Genomic DNA, 22138 nt, shown 5'->3' with positions numbered 1-22138 from the left:
GCATGGAGGTGCCGGGAGTGGGCCGTAGGAGGCATCACACCGTGGCTGTTCAGTTGAATCACACCATCGTCCCGTCGAGGGACAAGCACGAGTCCGCGAAGTTTCTGGCGGATGTTCTGGGGCTCGAAGTGGGGCCGGCGGCCGGGCCGTTCGTGCCTGTGGAGACGGCGAACGGGGTCACCCTGGACTTCGCCAGTGTTCCGGAGGGCGACATCCGGACGCAGCACTACGCCTTCCTGGTGTCGGAGGAGGAGTTCGACGCCGGTTTCGGGCGGGTGCGGGAGGCCGGGTTGACGTACTGGGCCGATCCGCGCCGGCAGCGGGAGGGCGAGATCAACCACAACGACGGCGGGCGCGGGGTCTACTTCCTCGACCCGAGCGGTCATGCCATGGAGCTGCTGACCGTGCCGTACGGCGGGTGGCCGCAGGAGAAGTAGTCACCAGTCGAAGTCGGCGGCCGGTTTCGGGCGCCGGCGCCGGAGCCTTCGCCACAGGAACAGCGCGGCGAGGGCGGCGGAGGCCAGGAAGACGAGGGGCAGGGCGAGGCCCGGGCCCTTCTTCTCGGCGGCCTCCGCCACCGGGTGGCCCGGGGGCGCGGCGGCGGGGCCGGCGGCCACGGGGGTGGCGGCGGCCGGAAGCGTGGCGGGGGCGGTGGTCAGGGAGCCGACCGGCTGGGTGCGGCCGACCGCCGTGAAGCCCCAGTCCAGCAGGGCGCGGGCCTCCTCGTAGACGGTGTAGGCCCCGCCGTCCTGCGGGTTCATCACGGTGACGACCAGGGTGTGCGGCCCCTTCCGGGCGGCGGCGATCAGGGTGTGGCCCGCGCCGCTGGTGTAGCCGTTCTTGAGGCCGAGGATGCCCGGGTAGCGGGCCACCCCGTCGGCGCCGGTCACCAGGCGGTTGGTGTTCTTGATGCCGAAGGACCAGCCGTCGGCGGGGAACTGGGCGTCCGCCGTCCCCGCGTACCGGACGAAGTCGGGGTTCTTGAGCCCTTCGCGGCCGAAGACCGCCAAGTCGTACGCGGAGGAGACCTGCCCGGGGGCGTCGTAGCCGTCCGGGGAGACCACCCGGGTGTCCCGGGCGCCCAGTGACTCGGCGGTGCGCTGCATCTGGCGGGTGGTCTCCTCCCAGCCGCCGTTCATTCCGGCGAGCACATGGACGGCGTCGTTGCCGGAGCTGAGGAAGACGCCGTTCCAGAGGTCGGAGACCCGGTAGGTCAGGTTCTCCTTGACGCCCACCAGGCTGCTGCCGTCGCCGATCTCGGCCAGTTCCGTGTCGGCGACCGTGTGCCGGGCCCCGGAGTCCAGACGGGGCAGCACCGTCAGGGCGAAGAGGGCCTTCAGGGTGGAGGCGGGCGGCAGCCGTTCATGGGCGTCCCGGGCCGCCAGCACCGCGCCCGTTCGGGCGTCCGCGACCAGCCAGGAGCGGGCCGACAGCGGGGGCGGGGCCGCCACCCCGGTGGCGGGTCGCGTCTGGACACCCGGCCGGCGCAGCAGCGACGGGTCGGCGCTCGCGGTGGCGGGCGGCGGCACCGGTTCGCCGGCCCCGGGCGCCGGAGCACCCGTCCGGGGAGCGGCCGCGGCCACCCGGACGGCGGGGACAGGCGCGGTGGTGGCGGGGACGGCCACTGCGGGGGACAGCAGCAGCACGCAGGCGGCGGCGAGGGAAGTGACGCTCATTCAAGCACCGTAAAAACGGTACAAGCCGGGCGCAGGGTGGGTGAGCCGAGCGGAGTAGGCCGCTCTGCCGTCCGGCCGGCCCCCGCATGGCCCCGGATTGCCGGGGCACCGGGAAAGAGGCCCGTCCCACGATCTCCTGGAGGAACGACATGAAAGCGGTCCTGCGCGACAAGGTCTTCATGCGGCTTCTCGCGCAGAGCGGCCACGACCTGCCGGTGCTGGCGCAGCTGACCTACGAGGCCGACGATCCGTACGCGGTGCGCGTCGGCTTTCTCCACGACGGGCTGCTCGCCGCCGAGTGGCGGCTGAGCCGGGAGATGCTGGCCGAGGGCATGCGGGGCGAGGTGGGCATCGGGGACGTACGGATGTGGCCGCATCTGAACGGCTCCCGGGAGGAGCTGCGGATCGAGCTGCTGCGCAGCGCCGTCTTCACGGTGTGGGCGCCGTCGCTGCGGAAGTTCCTGGACCGGACGTACGAGGAGGTCCCGGCGGGCCAGGAGCGGCTGGAGCTCGACGCCTTTCTGGCGGAGGTGCTGGCGGCGGGGTGAGAGGCTTCTCCGCTGGTGGGGTGGCTGGGGTGGGGTGCTTCCCGGCCGGTGCCGGTGGGGCGGTGAAGGGGTGGGCCGAGGGGGCGGGTCAGAGGAAGAGGAAGGTCGTCGCGGTGGCGGCGCCCAGGGCGGAGCCGGCGATGGTCTGGGCGACGGTGTGGTAGCCCAGGGCCACCCGGGACCAGCAGACGGCGGCGGCGAGGGCGGAGCCCAGCAGCCACCAGGGTGAGTGCGCGGCGGAGAGCAGGGCCACGACGGCGGCGGCGACGGCCGCGTCCACCGAGATCTTCCAGACGGTGTTGACCGCCAGCAGCCCGATCGTCATCACCCAGAGCGCCAGCATCGCGGCGAGGATGCCCACCGGGGCGTGGCCGAGCACCATGACGAGGGAGCCGGTGCCGATGGAGCCGAGGATCACGAAGAAGATCGGCGCCCGCTTGGTCCGGTCGACCACGTGCCGGTCGCCCCACTTGCCCCGGCCGCGCTCCCACTCGATGTAGCCGGCCGGCACGATTCCCGCGCAGAGGGCGCCGAGCAGTCCCCAGGGCAGTCCGGTCCAGTCGCCGGCCGCCGCCCAGCCGATGGCGAGCATCCCGGCGAGCAGCAGATTGCGCGGCTGGAAGACGTCGGTGACGGTACGGGCGGTGCGCAGGACCCGCGAGGTGCCGGGGGCGGCCGGGTGCTCGGGGGTGAGGGCGGTGGTCACGCGGTGGTCTCCGTCATGGGGTCGGGGGTGCGGGCGGTCGCCAGGACGTGGCGGGCCCGGTCGTCGGTGACGGTGCGGTACGCGCCGGCCACCTGGACCAGCCAGGCGACCTCACCGTCCTGGTCGGTGGCGTGCCGGGGTTCGACGGCGGCGGCCTCCCCGGCGGGGGCACCCCCGGCCTTGGCGGCGAGTGCGGCCTTGATCCAGTACGCCTCGGTCAGGGGACCGGCCGGCTCCCCGGCGGTGTCCGGCCCGGCGGCCCGGCGGGCAGCCGGGAGCAGGGTGTCGGGGACGTAGTGCCGGAGCTTCTCCACCGCGTCCGCGATATCGGCGGCCCAGCGGTCGATCCGCAGGTCGGCCGGGGTGGAGAAGCGGGTCAGCTCGCGCATCAGCGGGGCTGGCGGCTCGAAGGGCTGGTCCGGGAAGCCGGCCATCAGCTCGTACCAGAGCGGGTGCAGCGCGGCCTGCGCCCGCCACAGCCGCACCCGGCGCCAGAGCTTGCTGAAGGCCGGGAGGGAGGCGCCGAGCGCGAAGAGGGCGAAGAGCAGGATCTGCGCGGCCTCGGTGACCTCGTCGAAGGCGAGCGCGAAGTCGTGGTCGGGCCGGTCGGCCACGCTGATCCAGAGGAACAGGGTGCGGCTCAGGGTGTAGCCGACGCCGATGAACATGGCGCAGGTCATCATGGCGAGCCCCACCCGCAGATGGCGCACGGCGGCCGCCCGGGTGGCCAGCGCCCACTGGTAGGCGCAGACCGCCGACGCGGCGCCCAGGTAGAGGTAGAACACGCTCATGTAGAGGGTGGCGCCCCACTCGCCGGCATGGTCGGAGACGAACCGGTCGGAGGGGACGGAGTGGTCCACCACCGTGAAGAAGAGCACCGTCAGCAGGATCAGCGTGGCGACCGACGCCTTCGTCGCCAGCCGCTGGACGACCCGGGCGAACCGCACATGCCGGGGGACGGCGCCGTCTTCGGCGTAGGAGCCGTAGATCGCCACGATGTAGCTGAGGATGGCCAGGATCGCGACGGTCGCGGTGTAGTGCTTGATCAGTACGGCGAGGTCGACGACCGGGCCGTTGTTGAGCCCGATGCGGACGACCTCGGTCTTGGTCCACAGGGCGAGCGCGAAGCCCGCGTAGCAGCCCCAGAGCGCCCGCCGCCTTTTGTCCTCGTCGGTGCCGCCCCGGAGGGCCGCCGGCATGCGCCAGAGGGCGACGGCGGTCATCAGGACGGCTATCAGATAGCCGGCGAGGTCGAGCGGGGTCATCGGTGGGCCTCCGGAAGCCTGAGTGGGCCGAGTGGGCCGAGTGGGCGGGGTGGGGAAGGTGAGGAAGGTGAGGAAGGTGGGGCCTGGGTGGGGGCGGTGCGGGCCGGGGGAGCGGGGCGGGTGACGGTCATGGGCGGCGGAAGGGGGAACGCCGCCGGGCCGTCGGCCGGGAGAAGGAGTTGGCCAGCCGGCCCACCATGTCGTCGCTGGTCACGTCCTGAGCCATCCGGGGGATCAGCGAGGCGCCGAACTCGGCCACCCGCTCGTCATGAGTGTCGTACTGGGCGCGGGCCTGCACGGTGGTGGGCCCGTCCGCCCGGAGCACCCGGGTGATCAGGGAGGTGTCGAAGACCGGCAGCAGTCTGCGCAGTTGCTCGGCGTCGAGCGAGGTGCCGTGGTCGAACCACTCGTGGCACAGCTCGTGCAGGATGACGTGCTGGGTCTGGTACGGGGTGGGGCGCCGCCGGTAGAGGACCAGGCTGGTGTCGCCGGAGGACAGCCGGAGCCCGCAGGCGGCGTTGACGCGCGCCAGCCGGTCGGGCAGCTCATGGAGGACGATGGTCCGCCCCCGGGCGGCTTCCATGTTCACGACCAGCGCCGGGATGCTGAAGGGAGAGGGGATCGGCAGATCCGCCAGACCGGCTTCGCACTCTTTCCGCAGCTGGCGCAGGGACATGGGGGCCTCTTGATCGTCGTCACGCGTGTGTGACATGCGCCCGGAGATTTTAGCCAACCGGCCCGGACACGCGTTCACGGTCCGGTGTCTGTACGGGGCGGTCCCCCGGCGGCCGGTGATTCTCCGGCGGCGGGGGCCGGCCCGGGGCGATCCGAGGGCGGGCGAGGGAGTGACCCGGGGAGGTGAATCGGGGGAGTGACCCCGGGGGGTGAGTGGGGTGGTGACCCCCGGAAGGACGAGGGGGGCGGTGACTCCGGGGGAGTGGGGCGGTGACCCCGGGGTGGGTGGGAGACGTGACCCGGGCGGTGAGTGAGGCGGTGACCCCGGGGGGGTGGGGGAAGTGATCCCGGGGGTGGGTGGGGGAGTGGTCCCGGGGGTGGGTGGGGGAGTGGTCCCGGTGGCCGGCCCGGGGGTGGCCGCCGGGGGGCGCCGTCGCGGGAGGGCGGGGCCCGGGGCTAGAAGACGTGCGGGCCGGGTGGACCGGAGGGGGGCGTCGGGCCGGGGTCCGGCCGGCCGTCGCCGTCCTGCGGTCTTCTGTCCTCCAGCAGGGAGAGGGCGAAGGCCAGCAACTCGGGCGGGAGGCCGCTGTCGCCGGCGCCCCGGGCGGCGACCCCGCTGATCTCGCCGGTCCGTCGCTTGGCCAGGAACTGGAGCCCGGCGACGACGTCGTCCACGACCTCGGACTCCGCCTTGAAGAACCGCCAGTCGACGCCGAAGCCGAGCCCGAGCGCCTTGAGGATCTCCTCCGAGGGATGGGTGACCTTGCCCGCCAGAATGTTGGAGAAGTAGCTGTGCGAGAGCGACCCGCCGCGCTCCCTGACCAGCTCGGCGAAGTACCGGCCCGAGATCCGCTGCCCGGGGAAGGTCTTCTCCACCATGTACGCGACCTTCTGCTGCAACGTTCTCAGCTCGGGCGCCGGCTCCCCGCCGCGCCCCGCGTCGTTGTCCATCCCGGTCCCCATGGTCACCTCCGCCGCTCGTTCGCGGCCGGATGAATTCGTACTCTACCGATCCCGCCGCTGAGCGGCCCGGAGCAGGCCCCCGACGGGACCCGGAGCAGGAGTGGGCTTGCGCAAACACTCTACGTCACTGTTAACTCGAAAAAACACGGCCAGGGGGCCACGAGGGGAGTCCCTTGACCGTGTGAGCCGCTGTGCCGCCGTGAGCCGTCGTGCCCTCGGAGTGCGCCGGGTGCCTGTCGCCCGCGCGGACCGGTGGGCCGGCGCCGGCGCGCAGCGGCGACCTGAGGATCGGGGTCCGGGATTTCCGGCCGGGTGCCGGGTGCCGGGTGCCGGGTGTCGCGTGGCGGTGCCGGATGCCGGGGCGGAGTCCGGGGCTGGGTCCATGGCCGGGGGCGGGCGCCGGGGTCATGGCCGTGACGGGGAGCGTGACCGGCCGCGGACATGAAAGCAGCCCTTCGCGACGGGGGATGCACGAAGGGCTGCCGACACCAGTATGACACCTCGTCAGCCGACTTGGGGGGTGGGACTCGCCATTGGCTCGGTATTCGCCACCCCTGCCCCGGTCGACGTGGTGGACATACCTGTCTAACGTGAAAAAACGGACAGGGAATCCTGGCAGGGAGACTCAGGGGGGCCGGGACGGAGAGGGCGGCGCCATGGCCGTACAGGAATCCACCCCCATCTGGGCGGACGCGATGTTCGCCGACCTGGAGGGCGCCAAGAGCTTCTACGGAGACGTGCTCGGCTGGACCTTCGGCGAGTCAGCGACCGAGTTCGGCAACTACACGGAGGCCCGCGCCGGCGGAAAGGCGGTCGCCGCCGTCGTGCCGCCGATGCCGGGCGCGGAGGACCAGTCGGCCTGGTGCCTCTATCTCGCCACCACGGACACGGCCGCCACCGTCGCCAGGGTCCGCGAGCACGGCGGCGAGGTTCTCATGGAGCCGATGCGGGTGAGCGACTTCGGCACGATGGCGCTCGTCCGGGACCCCAGTGGCGTCGCCTTCGGGCTCTGGGAGCCGGGCAGCCACCAGGGCTTCGAGGCGACCGGGGTGCCCGGCGCCTACTGCTGGGCCGAGATCTACACCCGCGAGCCGGCGAAGGCGGACGCCTTCTTCACCGGGGTCTTCGGCTACCGGCCCCGGCGGATGGAGTCCGGACCCTACGACTTCCTGCTGTTCGACGCCGGGGACACCACCGTGCTGGGCCGGATGGCGATGACGGACGACTTCCCGGCCGAGGTGCCGCCGCACATCAATGTGTACTTCACCGTCGAGGACTGCGACGCCGCCATCGACCGGGCGACCGCGCGCGGCGGGGTGGTCCGGTTCGGGCCGATGAGCAGTCCGTTCGGCCGGTTCGCCACCCTCTCCGATCCCCAGGGCGCGGTCTTCTCGGTGATCGATGTGACGACGACCGAGGGCGAGATGCCGGAGACGACCCCGGTGGAGTGAGGCGGGACCGGCCCGACCCCCGACTGGGGGGCGGGGCCGCGTGGCCGGTGGCCGGGCGGGCCGGGGTGTCCTGGCGGGCGCCGGGCATGCCGGTGTGCGCCGAGCGGCAACCACGGGCAGGGGCCGCCCGCTGACGGGTGGTCGGCGGAGGAGCGCCCGGCGGGCGGGCGGGCCGGGTCGCGTACGGTGCGAGGCGTACCCTGGCGGCCGCCGTACCGGCTGGACGCCGTGGACCACCGCGCGGGAGGCAGGGAGGCTTCGCATGGACGACACGCTCAAGACCGTGATCGGCGGGGAGTTGGTGGAACTGCCCGGCACCATCGCGGCCGTCCGGGCCGCCATGGACACCGACCGGGCCGCCGAGTTCGACCGGGCCATCGCCCATGTCCCCGCCCCCGAACTGCCGGTCGCCCTGGTGCGCTGGGCGCTGTCGGGGACCGGCGCCGACGAGGAGGACGAGGCGCTGTTCGAGCGGCTCGCCCGGGGCGAGGACATCGGCGCGGCAGACGCCCCGGCGGGCCCGGAGGCGCTGTGACCCACTGCCATGTCCAGCACGCCCCGCCCGCCGACCAGGCCCGGTTCGCCATGCCCCGCGCCTTACGGGACACCTTCGACGCCGGGCTGCGCCGGCTGGCCGCCGAACCGTACGGGCTGGGCTCCACCCCGGTGAAGGGCGACCCCGACCGGCGCGAGGCCACCGTGGGCGGGGTGGTCGTGCGGTACTACGTCAGCGCCTCGGTCCTCACCGTCACGGTGGTGCGCGCCGTCTACGTCTGAGGGACGCCCCCCGCGCCCGCGCGGGGGGCGCGGCAGATCCGTGTGCCCGCGGGAGGGGTGCGGCCGGACCCCTGTACCTGCGGGCGGGGCGTGGCCGGGCCCCTGTGCCCACGAGCGGGGCGCGGCCGGGGCCTTGTGCCCGCACGCGGGGTGTGGCCGGGCCCCCTGTCCTGACCCCTGTCCCGGGTGGCCCCGGGGGCGTACCGCCGTGTCCCGGGTGGCCGTACGCCCCTCCCGGGTGGCCGGCTCGCCCCGGCCGCCGACGGGCCGCGCCGGTGGCGGGCGGCCCGGCTGGTCCGATCAGGTCAATTCATTCCCCGGTCCTCGGGTGCTGCGGTGTGCCCCGGTGGCGTGGGCCCGTGGCGCTGAACCATGTGGAGCGGCCCGGCGCGGCGCCGGTTGGACGCGTACGGGCGGGTACGGACGGGGACTGGCACGGACGGGACGAGGAGGGCCGGAATGGGTGATCTGTACATCGACGGCGCCTGGGTGAGCGCGGTGGCCGGCGGGCGGCGGGAGGTGATCAACCCGTACGACGCCTCGGTGGTGACCACCGTGGACGAGGCCGACGCCGCCGATGTCGACCGGGCCGTCAGGGCGGCCGCGCGGGCCTTCCGCGAGGAGGAGTGGGCGCACGCGCCGACCCGGGTGCGCGCGGACGTGCTGCACCGGGTCAGCCAGTTCCTGCTGCGCGACCGGGAGGAGATCGCCCGTACCGAGACGGCCGACACCGGCAAGACGCTCACCGAGGCCCGGCTCGACGTGGAGGACGTGTCCAACGCCTTCCGCTACTTCGCGGAGATCGCCGACAAGGACGGCGGCCGGGTGGTGGACGTCGGCCCGGACGTGCTGAGCCGGGTGGTGTACGCGCCGATCGGGGTGTGCGCCCTGATCGCCCCCTGGAACTACCCGCTCCTCCAGGCGTCCTGGAAGGTCGCGCCCGCGCTGGCGGCGGGGAACACCTTCGTACTGAAGCCGAGCGAGACCACCCCGCTCACCACCATCCACATGATCCGCCTCATCGAGGAGGCGGGCGCCCCGCGCGGGGTGGCCAACCTGGTGCTCGGCTCCGGCGCCACCGTGGGCGCGGCGATGACCGCCCACCCGGACGTGGACCTGGTCTCCTTCACCGGCGGTCTGGCGACCGGGCGGCGGATCATGGAGGCCGCGGCGGAGGACGTGAAGAACATCGCCCTGGAGCTCGGCGGCAAGAATCCGAACGTCGTCTTCGAGGACTGCGACGTCGAGGCGGCCATCGACTACGCGCTGGACGCCGCCTTCCTGCACTCCGGGCAGGTCTGTTCGGCCGGCTCCCGGCTGCTCGTCCAGGACGGCCTGTACGACCGGTTCGTGGAGCGGCTGGCCGCGCGGGCCCGGGCGATCCGGCTGGGTGACGGCAGGGACGAGGCGACCGAGAGCGGGCCGCTCAGCTCGGCGGAGCACCGGGAGAAGGTCGAGAAGTACCTGGAGATCGGCCGCTCCGAGGGGGCCCGGGTGGTCACCGGCGGCAAGCGCCCGGACGACCCGGCGCTGGCGGACGGCTTCTTCCTGGAGCCGACGGTCTTCGCGGACTGCGACCGCTCCATGCGGATCGTCCAGGAGGAGGTCTTCGGCCCGGTGGTGACGGTCGAGCGGTTCCGGGACGAGGACGAGGCCGTGGAGCTGGCCAACGACACCCGCTACGGGCTGGCCGGAGCCGTATGGACCTCCGACGCGAGCCGGGCCCAGCGGGTGGCCGGCCGGCTGCGGCACGGCACCGTGTGGATCAACGACTTCCACCCGTACGTCCCCCAGGCCGAGTGGGGCGGCTTCGGGCGGTCCGGCGTCGGCCGGGAGCTCGGGCCCACCGGGCTGCGGGAGTACCAGGAGTCCAAGCACATCTACCAGAACCTGCGGCCCGCGCCGTCCGGCTGGTTCAAGGGCTGAACGCCGGGCGAAGGGGGGAGGGAGGGGGAGGGGGGAGGGAGGCAAGTGCGGGGGAGGGGAGTAAGGGGAGGGGGAGCGCGGGGGGACGGGGACGGCCGGCTGATGCGAGAGCGTGGACGGGTGAGGACGGGTGAGGACGGGTGAGGACGGTATGAGCGCGGAGAACGGTCGCGGGGACGAGACGGATGAGACGTACGACTATGTGATCGTGGGTGGCGGCACCGCCGGCTGCGTGCTGGCGGACCGGCTCACCGAGGACCCTTCGGTGCGGGTCTGTGTGGTGGAGGGCGGCCCCAGCGACGTCGGGGACGAGCGGATCCTGAAGCTGCGGAACTGGATCAACCTGCTGGACTCGGAGTTCGACTACGGGTACACCACCACCGAGCAGCCGCGCGGCAATTCGCACATCCTGCACTCCCGCGCCCGGGTGCTCGGCGGCTGCTCCTCGCACAACACCCTGATCAGCTTTCTGCCCCTGCCGGAAGACCTGGACGAGTGGGTGGAGCGGGGGTGCGCGGGCTGGGGCCCGGAGACGATCCTGCCGTACCGGAAGCGGCTGAAGAACCGGATCGTCCCGGTCGCCGAGCAGGACCGGAACCCGATCGCCCGGGACTTCGTCGCCGCCGCCCACCAGGCGCTGGGCGTGCCGGTGGTGGAGGACTTCAACGCCCAGCCCTTCCCGGAGGGCACCGGGTTCTTCTCACTCGCCTACGAGCCGGAAGAGAACAAGCGCTCCTCGGCCTCGGTGGCCTACCTCCACCCGGTGCTCGACCGGCCCAATCTGACGCTCCGGCTGGAGACCTGGGCGTATCGGCTGCTGGCCGACGCGGCCGGGGCGCTGACCCGGGTGCAGGTGCGGGAGAAGGACGGCGGGGAGCGCGTACTGCGGGCCGAGCGGGAGCTGTTGCTCTGCGCCGGGGCGATCGACACCCCCCGGCTGCTGCTGCTCTCCGGGATCGGGCCGGCCGACCAGCTGCGCGGTCTGGGCATCGAGCCGCTGGCGGACCTGCCGGGCGTGGGCGAGAACCTGCTCGACCATCCGGAGTCGGTGATCATCTGGGAGACCGAGGGCCCGCTGCCGCCCAACTCCGCCATGGACTCGGACGCCGGGCTCTTTCTGCGCCGGGAGGCCGGGGCGTCCCGGCCGGACCTGATGTTCCACTTCTACCAGGTGCCGTTCAGCGTCAACACCGAGCGCCTGGGCTACCCGGCCGTGGAGCACGGGGTGTGCATGACCCCCAACGTCCCCCGGGCCCGCTCGGTGGGCCGGATGTGGCTCACCAGCGCCGATCCGACTGTTCATCCGGCGCTGGACTTCCGCTACTTCACCGACCCGGAGGGCCATGACGAACAGACCCTGGTGGACGGGATGAGGGTCGCCCGGAAGGTGGCCGCCACCGAGCCGCTGCGGAGCTGGCTGCGCCGCGAGGTGGCGCCCGGGCCCTCGGTCACCACGGACGCCGAGCTCTCCGAGTACGCCCGCCGGGCGGCGCACACCGTCTACCACCCGGCCGGCACCTGCCGGATGGGCGCGCCGGACGACCCGCTGGCGGTGGTCGATCCCGAGCTGCGGCTCCGCGGCTTCGACGGGGTGCGGGTGGTGGACGCCTCGGTCTTCCCGACCATGCCGACCATCAACCCCATGGTGACGGTGCTGCTCGCCGCCGAGCGGGCCGCCGATCTGATCACCGGCCGGGAGTCCGTCGCCGCCGGGCGGGTGGAGCGGTGACGCCGGGCACGGGCGGCGAGCCGGCGCCCGCCTCGGCCGCGGGGGCCGGTGCCGGGTCGGGGGCGGGGGCCGGACAGGGGTCGGGAGCCGGACAGGGGGCCGCCGGGGCGGGCGCCGGGCAGGGCGGCGAGCCCGGTTCGGAGTTCCGCAAGGAGATGGGGCCCTGGGCCAACTTCGCGCTCGGCTTCACCTATCTGTCGCCGGTGGTCTCCACCTACACCCTCTTCGGTACGGCCCTGATGACCGGCGGCCCGCCGATGATCTGGGCCTTCCTGATGGCGGGGCTCGGGCAGTTCCTGGTGGCCCTGGTCTTCGGCGAGGTCGTCGCCCAGTACCCCATCGCGGGCGGCGTCTACCCGTGGGCCCGCCGGCTGTGGGGCAAGCGCTGGGCGTGGATGACCGGCTGGGTCTACATGTGGGCGCTGCTGGTGACCATCACCTCGGTCGCCTACGGGGCGGGGCCGTACATCGCGATCCTCTTCGGCTTCGACCCCAGCGTGCACACCACCGTCCTCTGCACGGTGGTGCTGATCATCGTCGCCGTGCTCATCAACTACTGCGGCACCAAGGCACTGTCCTGGGCGGCGGTCATCGGCTTCGGCGGCGAGCTGATCGGGGCGCTGGTGGTCGGCATCTATCTGCTGGTCACCCACCGCTTCCACGGGCTCGGGGTGATCTTCGACAGCTATGACACCCAGGGCGACGGCGGTTACGCCCCGGTCTTCCTGGCCGCCGCCATCATCGGCTTCTACCAGTACTACGGCTTCGAGGCGTGCGGGGACACCGCCGAGGAGGTCGCCCACCCGGGGAAGGTGATCCCCAAGGCGATGCGCCGCACCATCTACGTGGGCGGGGCCGCCGCCACCTTCACCTGTCTCTCGCTGCTGCTCTCGGTGGCCGACTACCGGGCGATCATCTCCGGCGAGGACGCCGACCCGGTGGTCCATCTGCTGTACGACGCCATGGGCGAGACCGGCGCCCGGCTGGTGATGGCGGTGGTGCTGATCTCGTTCCTGTCCTGCACCATCAGCCTCCAGGCGGCGGCCGGCCGGCTCATCTACTCGTACGCCAGGGACGAGATGATCGTGGGCCACCGGCTGCTCCGGCAGTTCTCGCACGCCCGGGCCGTACCCGGCTTCGCCCTGCTGGTGGCGGCGGTCGTGCCGGTCCTGATCGCCTTCGGCTCGCTGATCTCCGCGGACGCCCTCACCAAGATCGTGTCCTTCGCCATCCTGGGCATCTACGGCTCGTTCCAGATGGTGGTGCTGGCCGCGCTCCGGGCGCGGCTGAAGGGGTGGCGGCCCAGCGGGGAGTTCACCCTGGGCCGGTGGGGGCTGCTGGTCAACGCGGCGGCGCTGGCGTACGGGATCTTCGCCATCGTCAACATCTCCTGGGCCCGCACCCCGGACCGGCCCTGGTACGAGAACTGGATCGTGCTGCTCTGCGGCGCGGTGGTGGTGGGCACCGGGCTGATCTACATGGTCACCACCCATCACTACGGGCGCGGCGACGCCCCCGCCGGGGACGCGGTGGAGGAGAAGAAGGGATAGGGGAAGGGGCGGGGGCTCTGCCGACCCTGTCTGCTCCGCCGGTCCTGCCGGCCCTGCCGGTCCTGCCGGCCCTGTCGGTTCTGTCGGCCCTGTCGGTTCTGTCGGTTCTGCCGGTGGTCAGGGGGTGCCGTCGGCGGTGAGGCCGGCCGGGGACTCGACGGCGGGGGTGTCCCGGCCGGTGTCGTCGGAGCCGAACCAGGCCATGCCGAGCAGGGTGCACACCAGGAACGCCACCGAGCCGGCGATGGCGCTGGCCACCCGGGGCCGGCGCCGTACGAACTCCCGGGCCCCGCCGGGACGCCGGGCGGGGGCGGCGGCGCGGCGCCCGCGCCCCTGGGAGCGCCCGCCCGCCGGGGGCAGTGCGTAAGTGGTCGCCGAGGGCGCGGGCTCGGGCAGCGGCAGGGCACCGGGCGCCGGGGCGGCCGGCCCGGGGGCGGCCGACCGGTAAGACGGGCCGGCCGACCGGTGCGGAGCGGGAGCCGACCGGTGCGCGGGAGCCGCCGACCGGTGCGCGGCCGGGGCGGCACGGTGCGAGGGCACCGACCGGTGGCCGGGGCCGGAAGCGGGGGCCGGCGGCCGGGCGGGCTCCGGCAGGGGAGCGGACGCGGCCGCCGGGGTGGCGGGCACGGGGAGGGGAGCGGAACCGCGCCAGGCGCCGGAGTTGAACCAGTCGGCCACCTCCTGGGCGCCCGGCCGGTCCTCCGGCTGCTTGGCCAGCAGGCCGAGCAGATAGCTCTCGAAGGCGGCCGGCACCTGGACGCCGTGCCGGCCGGGCGGCACCGGTTCCGTGTCGATGTGCAGATAGAGCGTGCCGGTGGCGGTGTCGGCCTGGAACGGCGGCCGGCCGGTGAGCAACTGGTAGAGCACACAGCCGAGCGAGTACACGTCCGAGGCCGGTCCCGCCTGGCGGCCGAGGGCGCGTTCGGGCGCCAGGTAGAGGCTGGTGCCGACGATCTGGCCGGCGGTGGTGAGCGCGGCGCCGGGGTCGTCCAGGAAGCGGGCGATGCCGAAGTCACCGAGTTTGACCGAGCCCTGGGCGTCGGACATCAGATTGCCGGGCTTGATGTCCCGGTGCACGATGCCCTGCCGGTGGGCGGAGGCCAGACCGGCGGCCGTCTGGGCGGCGATGGTGGCCACCCGCTCGGGCGCCAGCCGGCCGGCGGCGGAGAGCTCCTGGGCCAGGCTGCGGCCCTCGACCAGCTCCATCACCAGGTAGAACCGGTTGTCCCAGGCGCCGAAGTCGAAGACCGCCACCACATGCGGGTGGCTGAGCCGGGCCGCCGTCCGGCCCTCCAGCCGGAACCGGGCCGCCGCCTCCGAGCGGGAGTCGTCCCCCAGCATCAGCTTGAGTGCGACCGGGCGCCCGAGCACCTCGTCCGTGGCCCGCCAGACCTCGCCCATGGCCCCCCGGCCGATGGGTGACTCCAGCCGGTACCGATCCGCCACCAGCACCTGCGCTACCTCGATCCCCATCGTCCCCCCGGGCCTCGCCGGTGGGACAGTCACACCGCGCGCGTGGGCTCAGGGTACCGATGGCGCGGCGGAGTTCGCGCCGCGCCATCGGTCAACGGTTCGTCACCATTCCGTCACTGAGCCCCCGATGGGACCGGTCCCGGTCCCCGGTGGGACCGGGACCGCCCTCGGTGGGACCTGCTCCGGGGCCCGGCGGGTCCGGCTCCGGCACCCGAGGGGCCCGGTTCCTGGTACCCGGCGGGTCCGGCTCCGGGGGTCAGTGGCCGGCGAGCAGGCGGTCCATCTGCTCGATCTCGGACCGCTGGGCCCTGATGATGTCGTCGGCCAGCTTCTTGGCGGGGCCGTACGCGCCCTTGGCCCGCTCGGTGCCGGCCATCTCCACGGCGCCCTTGTGGTGCTCGACCATGAGCTTCAGGAAGGCCGTGTCGAAGGCCGGGCCGGACGCCTTCCTCAGCGCGGCCATCTCGCCGTCGCCCATCATCCCGGGCATCGATGTCCTTCTGGGCATGGCGGACATGTCGTGTCCGGAGCCGTGGTCCATGCCGGGCATGTCCCCGTGGTCCCGGGCCTCGGGGACCTTCTCGTCCCAGGAGGTCAGCCAGCCGCTCATGGTCCGGATCTCCGGCTCCTGGGCGCCCTCGATCCGCCGGGCGAGCGCCGTCACCTCGGGCGAGCGGGCGCGGCCGTCGGCCAGGGCGGCCATCTCCAGGGCCTGGCGGTGGTGCGGGATCATCCCCTGCGCGAAGGCCACGTCCTGGGCGTTGTGGGCGCCCTTCGACGAGGCGGCGGAAGCGGAGGGGGAGGCGGGGGCGGAGGGCGAGCCGTCGCCGGCCGGCCGATCGGTGCCCCCGCAGGCGGCGAGGGTGACGGCGGCGGTGGCCGTGGCGACGGCGAGCGCGATCCGGCGCGCGTGCCTGCGGGCGGGGGTGGGGTTCATGGAACGCATGGGTGTGGTGCTCCTGCTGCGGAGAAGGGATGGACCGCCGTGCGCGTGGCGGCATGACGGGACGCCGTACGGCAGGCGGCGCGGGCCGCGCCAGGGCGGGCGGGCGCCGGGGCGTACGGGAGAGGTCCGGTCTAGATCCGCAGCAGTTGGAGTTCGGCGAGTGAGGGGGGCGCCCGCGCATCGGCCGGGCCGCTCGCCGGACGGCCGGGGGGCGGTTGCCCGGCGGCCACCGGGGCGCCGGGGCTCTCCAGCAGGGCGGGGAGCGGTACGCCCCAGGCCACCGCGCCCGAGGCGCAGGCCGTGTCGGCGTGCCCGGTGTGGCTGCCACCGCCGTGACCGCCCGCGCCGGTGCCCTGAGCCTGGCCGGCCCGGTGGCCCTGGCCCTGGCTGTGGTCCGGGCGCTGGCCCTGAGCGCGGTCCTGGCCGGGGCGGCCGTGGTGGGCGCCGGGAGCGGGCCCGGCGGGGGCGTCGGCCGTCCGTACGGCGCCGTGGGCGCGCCCGGCGGGCTCGGAGCCGTACGCCATCGGACCGGCGGAGCCGTGCCCCTGGGCGGACCCCGGGACCGGTACGCCGGCGGGGGCGGAGGCCGCCGGGGTCCCCGGGCCCGCTCCGGTGATCCGGAGGGAGCCGGGGGCCAGGGCGTGCATGCCGAGCAGGCCCGCCAGCACCGCGAGGACCAGCAGCGCACCGCGCGCCCCGAGGGGCGGCCGGGCGGTGCGCTGCCGGTGGGAGGTCATGCGTCCATCGTAGGGGAGGCGCATACCCCTACCCCCTAGGGGGTGCCAGGGCCTTGAGCGGCGGGTCCTGGCCGGGGGGCGGGGGCCGGGCGATACGCCGGCATGAACCGCCCGGCGACGGGTGGAAGTCCGTACGGCCACCGCCGCCCACGCCGTAGTGCTCCCGCACCGAAATGAAACGGGCTTACGGGCGGCTGGGAATGGAAGTGCCGCTGCGGTCGGCGTGGTCTCGATCTAGACATTCAGGGGCGTGTTCCGGCCCAGCGAACCATGGATGCTTGCCATGTGCAGTTTCCTTACAGGATCTTCGTAGGGCAACTCCGAGAGACGAGACAACGGAAGGGTCGCACGGAGAAGGCGGACACCCTTTTGGTGAGCCTTCATGTGTTCGACCGTGACGTGCCCTCCCTGTTCAAGCGATCAAGCGTTGAATGAAGGAGAAGTTGTGATCTCAAGGACGAAGAGGATCGCCCGCTCCATGGTCGTGGCGGCAGCGGCCACGGTCACCGTCACGATGGCCATGCCCGCGGGCAACGCCTTCGCCATCGACCACGTCGAGTGCCGTGGCGGGGAGAACTTCCTGAAGATCTGGTCGCACCTGGACGGGCGGAGCAGCGTGGACTGCTACGCCAACAAGGGCCGGATCGGCTTCGGCAGCTGGTGGGTCGACCGCATTTCGACGGGCAACAACGATCTCGTCTACTACGACGTGAACGGCGACTCGGTGCGCGTCAACCGGTGGACCGACATCACTTTCCCGAGCCGTCCTCCGAAGGTCAGGGACATCGAAATCCTCTAGTGGGCGGGCGGGCGGCGCCCGGGAATGCCGCGCCGGTGCGTGATTCTTCCCGGACTTTCCCTTCTTCCCGCGTGGAGCTGAATGTCATGCGGCGATGAAATGAATGCTGCCCGGTGTGCCGACGCAGGTCGCGCGATTTCCGCGCGGCCTGCGTCGGCCTGTTTCCGAGACATTCCGCCGGCCGTCACATTCCGAGGGCCGCCCGGACACGTGGTGCGGTGCGAACCGGTGCCGTGCCGCGGGGCGGCCCCGGAGGTTCACCGGGAACCGGCGGCCGCGTGCGGACGCTCCTCGCGCCGTCGCGGACCGGGGCGCGTGAAGCCGCCCCGGTCCTGCGGCCGTGGACCGGGACGAGGGCACCGTCCCCGCTCCGCCACCGGCCGACGGCGTCATCCGGTCATCCGGTCATCCGTCATCCGGCCGCGGGGCCGGCCCGATCACCAGTCGCCCGCCTCGCGGCCCTCCGCGGCACGCCTCAGGAGCGCCACCAGGGCTGGGAGGCGTCCCGCAGGGTGTTGGTGCCGCAGTGCACCTCGCCCATGCCCAGGTGGTAGGTCTCCCAGTCGTCGATGTACGAGACCTTCAGCCCGGCCCGGGTGTACGCGGCGGTCACGGCGTCGGTGAAGAGGTCCCGGCCGCCGACCACCGGGCCCCACTGCCGGGGCGCCAGATAGCGGTCCGGGGCGAGCAGCACCCCATTGACCGCGCCGGGGACATAGGCGCTGGTCATGACGGTCGCGGGCGCCTTCCCGGTCCCGCCGGCCCGGCCGGCGAGCGCCCGCTTCTGCTGGCCGTGCTCGCGGACCGCGTCCGGCAGTCCGGCGCCGAGCCGGGTGAGCCGGGGCGCCCGGTCGGCCCGGTCGCCGCCGGCCTCGGCCTCGGTACCCCGGGTGTAGAGCGCGGGCACCCGGACGATCTCCGCGTCGGTGACCCCGGTCTCCCGCTTGAGGATCTCCAGGTTGGCCGCGATCTTCTCGGCGGCCATGGTGTTGTCGCTCACCAGCCACGTGGAGGCGAGCGCCTGGGCGATGGTCTCCCTGGGCGCGGGCGCCTCCTTGCCGCCCGGCATCGAGAACATCCGGACCCCGCCGCTGCCCGCCGCCTTGGCGTCCCGCAGCAGCTTCAGCCCCGCCTCCGGGTCGGCCACGCCGATCCGCCAGCCGCGCGGGGTGTCGGCGGGCAGGAACTGCACGAACTCGTCCACATGGCCCACATGCAGCCAGGAGGTGTCGAGGAACAGCGGGTCCTGGGCGCCCTGGGACGCCAGCAGGGTCCGCATGGCCCGGGCCGGCTTGGAGCCGTTGTCCTTGCGCTCGCCCATGATGATCCGCCCGGCCGGGAAGTCGCGGCCGGCGTGCCGGTAGGGCGGGACGGTCTCCAGGTTGCCCATGGAGTTGAGCGTCCACTCCTCGGAGTCCTTGACCCCGGAGACCTGGACCACGCCGGTCCCCCGGCCCCGCAGCCTCTCGTACAGCTCCCGTCCGGCGTCCCGGCCCGGCTGGGCCGAGCGCAGCAGCACCCGGATGTGCTGACGGCCGCCGCCGGGCGCCGGCATGCTGACATAGCCGGGCTCCACGAAGTCCTGCGCCCAGATGTCCCCGTAGCCGTCGAGGACGGCGGGCGGGGCGGCGATGCCGGCCGCCTTGGAGGCGTCGCCCAGTTCCCTGACGAACTTCTGCTGGGTCTTCGCCCAGGAGTCGCCGCCCGGTATCCGGGTGACCAGCAACTGCTGGGCGCGCTGGAGGTGGTGGTGGGTGAGCAGCGGGGCGGCGCGCAGGGTGACGTCGTCCGAGGTGCTCTTCCCGCCGGCGGTGACGGTGAGCCGGAGCACCGCGGTCCCGCCCCAGCGGGAGCTGTCCCGGACGATGTCGGTGGCCTCGACGCCGAACTCCACCCCGGCGCGCAACTCGGCGGCGGAGAGCCGGGTCCCGGCGGTGACCAGGGCCCAGCCGGCCGGCCGCTTGACGAAGATCCGGGTGTTCTTGGCGCCGCCGCGGACCGTCAGGGTGCCGCTCGCGGAGGCGGACAGGTCCCGCATCGGCACGGACCTGACCCGGGCCAGGTCGGCGTCGTCCGCCGAGCCGTTGACCACGCCGTCGGTGGCGTCGTTGCACCCGGCCAGCCGGGCCTCGGAAAGCGGCTTGCCGCCGGGGCCCCTGGTGGCGCACCGCTTGCTGTCGTCATCGATGTTGGGGAGGAAGACGGCGCCGCGGGTGGCGGTCCAGCCGTCCTCGCCGGTGTTGTCGGAGGTGCCGGTGATGTCGACCCGGCCGTCCCGGTTCACGTCCGCGCGCAGATCGGCGTGCGGCTCGGTGCGCGGCGGGCCTGCGGCGAACGCCGGTGCGGCCGGGGCCAGTACGGCTCCGACGGCGGCCAGGGCCATGGTGACGCGGCGCGTATGGCTCGTACCCAAGGCGGGTCCCTTCGGTGTGTGAGGGGTGACGAGCCGGAAGAGCGGGTTCGGCGGCCGGGCGTTGCCTGACCGCCGGAAGACCGCCGAAAATGGCCGGTGATCAGCGGGCGGCGAACTGCGTGAGGATCGCCTGTACTTCGTAGATGTCCACGCCCTTGGTGAAGGTCTTCTGGATCGGTACGGAGTTCCCGGAGATCCAGATCTTCAGCTCGGCGTCGAGGTCGAAGGTGCCCGCCGTCTCCACCGCGAAGTGGGTGATGCTCCGGTACGGGACGGAGTGGTACTCCGTCTTCTTGCCGGTGATCCCCTGCTTGTCGACCAGCAGCAACCGCCGGTCGGTGAAGAGGATGGTGTCGCGGATCAGCTGATAGGCCGCGTACACCCGCTCGTCCTGGCCGAGCAGCCGCGCGTAGTCCTGCTGCGCCGAACCCGGGTCGATGGTGTGCGCGTTGCCGAAGAGTGCCATGTCGGAATGTCTCCTGAAGAGGTCGATGCCGTGGGTCGAGGAGCTGCCGTCGGTGCCGGTGCCGCCGTGGGGGTATACGTGCTGCCGTCGGCGCCGGTGCCGGTGCTGCCGTGGGACGTCTCCGATGCGTGCGGCGTCCGGTCGTTGACGTACCGCCGTGGTTGCCGGACCGTGGGCAGCGGCCCGGTGGGGGCCCACTGTGTCAGGACGCGGCACACCAGGGAGGAGTTCCCCGTGGACAGAGGAACGGTGCTGGTCGTGGCGGTCGCCGCCGCCGTGGTGGTGACCCTGGTGGTGGCCGTGGCGCTGCTGGTCAGACTGGTCCGGGCCCGCCGGGTGCTGCGGGACGCGGGGGTGGGCGGCGACCAGCGGGTGCTCTTCTGGGTGGCGCTGGTGTACGCGATCAGCCCGGTCGATCTGCTGCCCGACCCGATCCTGCTGGACGACATCGGGCTGCTGCTCTACGCGGTGCACTCGCTCTCGGCGGCGGCCCGGGAGCACACCGGGTCCCTCCGCCTCCGGGGGGTGGGGAAGCCGGGCAAGCCGGGGGAGGCCGGCCCGCGCCGGGCCCCGGTGAGCGAGTTCGAGCGGTACGAATAGCGCGTGGCGGTACGGCTGAGGGCCCGGCGGGCATGAGCCGGGGCCGGCGGGAGAAGGAGGTTCCAGGGGGCGGCCCGGGAGGGGCGGCCGGGCGGCGCGGAGAGGGTCCATGGGCACGGTGGTGCACGTCCCGCAGACACGGGACATGATCGGGGAGGAGCTCTCCGGCGACGAGGCGTTCACCGCGCTGCGGAGGTACGGCGGCCGCAAGCTGCTCGCCGACGCCTTCGCCCGCTTCCGGTACGCGGACGGCTTCAGCTCCGCCCGCTCGCTCGGGTACCAGGTGGTGCTGGGCGTCGTACCGTTCCTGATCGGGCTGGTGGGCGTGACCACCACCACCCATACCGAGAGCCTGGGCCGGGCCGTCGAGTCGGCGCTCGCCGGGATCGTGCCGGGCGCCAGCGCGGACCTGGTGCGCGAGGCCCTCGCGGACACCCGCCGCAGCGCGGGCGCGGATGTGGCGGGCGCCGTGGCCATGTGGCTGGGCCTGGGGTTCGCGGTGCTCAACCTGGCCTCCGCGATGGGCCAGATCGAGCGGGGCTGCAACCGGATCTACGGCATCGAGCGCGACCGGCCGTTCCCGGTGAAGTACGGGCGGGGCGTGCTGCTGGCGGTCGGCGCGGGGCTGCCGCTGGGCGGCGGCTTCCTGGCGGTCGTGGCGGGCCGGGAGATGGGCGCCGCCGTGGTGGAGGCGCTGCACTGGCCGCCGGCCCTGCTCACCTGGTGGGCGCCGCTGCACGTGCCGCTCGGGGTGGCGCTGGCCGGGCTGGCCTCGGCGGTGATCTTCCGCTGGGCGCCGCGCCGGGACCAGCCGGGGTACACCTGGCTGGCCTTCGGCTCGGGCGTCCATCTGCTGCTCTGGGTGGTGGCCACCTGGCTGCTGGCGCTGTACGTCGACCGGAGCGGCTCGTTCGGCGCGGTGTACGGGCCCCTCACGGCGTTCGTGGCGCTGCTGCTGTGGGCCAATGTGACGGGCGTGGCGCTCTTCCTGGGCATCGCCTTCGCCGCGCAACTGGAGGCCGCCCGCGCGGGCATCCGGGAGCCGGTCCGCCCGGACCCCGGCCCGGGGGACTGACGCCCCGGGACGTACGGGGCGGGAGGGACGCCCCCGGGACGTACGGCGCGGGCGGCGGATCGGCGCGGGGGACGGACTCGGGCCGGTGCCGGATCCTCGCGCGGCTGGTGTCGGGGGCCGGGGAAGGTGGGTAACGGATACGGCAGCGGGCGCCCGGTGCGCCGGTGCCTCCGGCGGTGTCGGGTGCGTCACCGGAGCCCGTCCGATTGTTTGCCGTTCCTTTACAGTGGGTGTAGAAGCGGCGCGGGAGCATGGATCCCCGGCCGTACCGGCGCACCGGAAGGGCGCCGGCTCACTTACCGACCACAGACAAGGAGTCACGGACCCGCGATGGGTGAGCCTCCCAGTACCAGCAGCCGTGCC

Annotated in this window: 21 protein-coding genes; 11 read left to right on the top strand and 10 right to left on the bottom strand. The window is 73.6% G+C overall.

The window, feature by feature from the left end; all coding sequences use genetic code 11:
• The first annotated feature begins 41 nt into the window (after positions 1-41).
• Complete coding sequence (locus tag NX801_RS05290) at positions 42-437, top strand: VOC family protein (RefSeq protein ID WP_258785790.1); 396 nt, start codon at positions 42-44, stop codon at positions 435-437.
• Here NX801_RS05290 and NX801_RS05285 read toward each other — a convergent pair whose 3' ends face one another.
• A complete protein-coding gene (locus NX801_RS05285; protein ID WP_258785789.1) occupies positions 438-1676 on the bottom strand; it encodes a D-alanyl-D-alanine carboxypeptidase family protein in 1239 nt (412 codons plus the stop codon).
• Positions 1677-1825: 149 nt separating this feature from the next.
• On the opposite strand from NX801_RS05285, the gene NX801_RS05280 reads away from it, so the two are divergent.
• The gene (locus NX801_RS05280) at positions 1826-2224 is read left to right on the top strand and encodes an SsgA family sporulation/cell division regulator (RefSeq protein WP_258785788.1); all 399 of its coding nucleotides are present in this window, start codon (positions 1826-1828) and stop codon (positions 2222-2224) included.
• Between the two features lie 88 nt (positions 2225-2312).
• On the opposite strand, the gene NX801_RS05275 is transcribed toward NX801_RS05280, so the two are convergent.
• The 4 genes from NX801_RS05275 to NX801_RS05260 form a co-directional block, all read right to left on the bottom strand.
• Positions 2313-2930 (bottom strand): phosphatase PAP2 family protein, encoded by a 618-nt coding sequence (locus tag NX801_RS05275; protein ID WP_428986064.1) that lies wholly within the window; start codon positions 2928-2930, stop codon positions 2313-2315.
• The gene (locus NX801_RS05270) at positions 2927-4195 is read right to left on the bottom strand and encodes an MAB_1171c family putative transporter (protein ID WP_258785786.1); all 1269 of its coding nucleotides are present in this window, start codon (positions 4193-4195) and stop codon (positions 2927-2929) included. The genes NX801_RS05275 and NX801_RS05270 overlap by 4 nt, the downstream gene beginning before the upstream one ends.
• Before the next feature lie 127 nt (positions 4196-4322).
• Positions 4323-4871: a toxin gene (locus NX801_RS05265; protein WP_258786102.1), complete on the bottom strand. Its 549-nt coding sequence runs from the start codon at positions 4869-4871 to the stop codon at positions 4323-4325.
• 455 nt (positions 4872-5326) lie between these two features.
• Entirely contained in the window at positions 5327-5833 is a 507-nt protein-coding gene (locus tag NX801_RS05260; protein WP_258785784.1) for a hypothetical protein, read from the bottom strand.
• A gap of 656 nt (positions 5834-6489) precedes the next feature.
• Between NX801_RS05260 and NX801_RS05255 the strand changes: the two genes are divergently transcribed.
• The 6 genes from NX801_RS05255 (at position 6490) to NX801_RS05230 (ending at position 13266) form a co-directional block, all read left to right on the top strand.
• Positions 6490-7284: a VOC family protein gene (locus NX801_RS05255; protein WP_258785783.1), complete on the top strand. Its 795-nt coding sequence runs from the start codon at positions 6490-6492 to the stop codon at positions 7282-7284.
• Positions 7285-7546: 262 nt separating this feature from the next.
• Entirely contained in the window at positions 7547-7819 is a 273-nt protein-coding gene (locus tag NX801_RS05250) for a hypothetical protein (protein WP_258785782.1), read from the top strand.
• 50 nt (positions 7820-7869) lie between these two features.
• Positions 7870-8061 (top strand): hypothetical protein, encoded by a 192-nt coding sequence (locus tag NX801_RS05245; protein ID WP_258786101.1) that lies wholly within the window; start codon positions 7870-7872, stop codon positions 8059-8061.
• Positions 8062-8520: 459 nt separating this feature from the next.
• Complete coding sequence (locus tag NX801_RS05240) at positions 8521-9987, top strand: aldehyde dehydrogenase family protein (RefSeq protein ID WP_258785781.1); 1467 nt, start codon at positions 8521-8523, stop codon at positions 9985-9987.
• Between the two features lie 151 nt (positions 9988-10138).
• A complete protein-coding gene (locus tag NX801_RS05235) occupies positions 10139-11716 on the top strand; it encodes a GMC family oxidoreductase (protein ID WP_258785780.1) in 1578 nt (525 codons plus the stop codon).
• A complete protein-coding gene (locus NX801_RS05230) occupies positions 11713-13266 on the top strand; it encodes an APC family permease (RefSeq protein WP_258785774.1) in 1554 nt (517 codons plus the stop codon). The genes NX801_RS05235 and NX801_RS05230 overlap by 4 nt, the downstream gene beginning before the upstream one ends.
• 117 nt (positions 13267-13383) lie before the next feature.
• Here the strand turns inward: NX801_RS05230 and NX801_RS05225 are convergent, their stop codons facing one another.
• The 3 genes from NX801_RS05225 to NX801_RS05215 form a co-directional block, all read right to left on the bottom strand.
• Positions 13384-14739: a serine/threonine-protein kinase gene (locus NX801_RS05225; protein WP_258785772.1), complete on the bottom strand. Its 1356-nt coding sequence runs from the start codon at positions 14737-14739 to the stop codon at positions 13384-13386.
• 256 nt (positions 14740-14995) lie between these two features.
• Complete coding sequence (locus NX801_RS05220) at positions 14996-15685, bottom strand: DUF305 domain-containing protein (protein ID WP_428986063.1); 690 nt, start codon at positions 15683-15685, stop codon at positions 14996-14998.
• Between the two features lie 131 nt (positions 15686-15816).
• Positions 15817-16422, bottom strand: coding sequence for a DUF6153 family protein (locus NX801_RS05215; protein WP_258785770.1), 606 nt, complete (start codon positions 16420-16422; stop codon positions 15817-15819).
• Positions 16423-16867: 445 nt separating this feature from the next.
• On the opposite strand from NX801_RS05215, the gene NX801_RS05210 reads away from it, so the two are divergent.
• Positions 16868-17221: a beta/gamma crystallin domain-containing protein gene (locus tag NX801_RS05210; protein WP_258785767.1), complete on the top strand. Its 354-nt coding sequence runs from the start codon at positions 16868-16870 to the stop codon at positions 17219-17221.
• 475 nt (positions 17222-17696) lie between these two features.
• Here NX801_RS05210 and NX801_RS05205 read toward each other — a convergent pair whose 3' ends face one another.
• Both NX801_RS05205 and NX801_RS05200 read right to left on the bottom strand, forming a co-directional pair.
• A complete protein-coding gene (locus NX801_RS05205; protein ID WP_258786098.1) occupies positions 17697-19604 on the bottom strand; it encodes a protein-arginine deiminase domain-containing protein in 1908 nt (635 codons plus the stop codon).
• 130 nt (positions 19605-19734) lie between these two features.
• A complete protein-coding gene (locus tag NX801_RS05200) occupies positions 19735-20100 on the bottom strand; it encodes a PH domain-containing protein (protein ID WP_258785766.1) in 366 nt (121 codons plus the stop codon).
• Positions 20101-20334: 234 nt separating this feature from the next.
• On the opposite strand from NX801_RS05200, the gene NX801_RS05195 reads away from it, so the two are divergent.
• Positions 20335-20700: a YkvA family protein gene (locus tag NX801_RS05195; protein ID WP_258785763.1), complete on the top strand. Its 366-nt coding sequence runs from the start codon at positions 20335-20337 to the stop codon at positions 20698-20700.
• 109 nt (positions 20701-20809) lie between these two features.
• A complete protein-coding gene (locus NX801_RS05190) occupies positions 20810-21775 on the top strand; it encodes a YihY/virulence factor BrkB family protein (RefSeq protein ID WP_258785761.1) in 966 nt (321 codons plus the stop codon).
• The last annotated feature ends 363 nt before the right edge of the window (positions 21776-22138 follow it).

Source organism: Streptomyces pyxinae, from assembly GCF_024756275.1.
Lineage (GTDB): Bacteria > Actinomycetota > Actinomycetes > Streptomycetales > Streptomycetaceae > Streptomyces > Streptomyces pyxinae.
This window is presented reverse-complemented; position numbering and strand designations above follow the sequence as displayed.